The organism is Helicobacter sp. 23-1045, assembly GCF_053654655.1.
Genome location: NZ_JBSIUR010000030.1, coordinates 1 through 751 on the forward strand (window position 1 = coordinate 1; position 751 = coordinate 751).

Annotated in this window: 1 protein-coding gene; it reads left to right on the forward strand. The window is 41.3% G+C overall.

The window, feature by feature from the left end; all coding sequences use genetic code 11:
* Positions 1-226: 226 nt before the first annotated feature.
* A partial coding sequence (locus ACWIUE_RS11900) for a glycosyltransferase family 2 protein (protein ID WP_454137004.1) occupies positions 227-751 on the forward strand: 525 nt, incomplete at its 3' end.

Consider the following 751-nt stretch of genomic DNA (forward strand, 5'->3'; position numbering starts at 1 on the left):
AAAAATCGCGATAATTTCGCACTAAAATCGCATATAAAATCCATAAAAATATTTGAAATGATGGATTTTATCGCAGAATCTAGCGTAGATTCTGCGAATTTATCACAAAACGCAGAATCTGCAAATAGGGGGGGGGCAGAATAAGTTAAAAACCGCAGAATCTTCCCCAAAATCGCAGAATCTACACGCAGAATCTAGCATTAAAAACGCCCCGCGCGGAAGTATTGTGGATGAAAAATCGAGGTTGCGCAGTTGTGAGCGAGGCGATAGAACTAATGGTTCATCAACAAAGCGAACAACCAGTCTCCCCGATTTGTCGCCACAAGACAATCGCGCTGCTCCCGTTTTCACCATCGCAATCCCCACATATAATCGTTTGGAGACGCTAAAAGCAGCAATAGATTCTGCGCTAAATCAAGATATCAACTTTCGCTCGTGCGAAAATGGCGCAAATATCGAGGCAAAAATCACCAAAAAATCTTACGAAATCATCGTGGTTGAAAATGTCGATGATTTTAGCGCAAAGTCAAACGCGCAAAAAATGCTTGAAAGCGAGTATTTTGGCAAGGTCACATATTACAAAAATGAGGCGAATTTGGGACTTTTTGGCAATTGGAATCGCTGCATTGAGTTAGCACAAGGAAAGTGGGTTTGCCTGCTTCATAGCGATGATTTGCTAATGCCAAACTATCTGCGAGAAATGCAAAATGCACTTGCGAAATTAGATGAAAATAAAGTGGGGATGATTAGC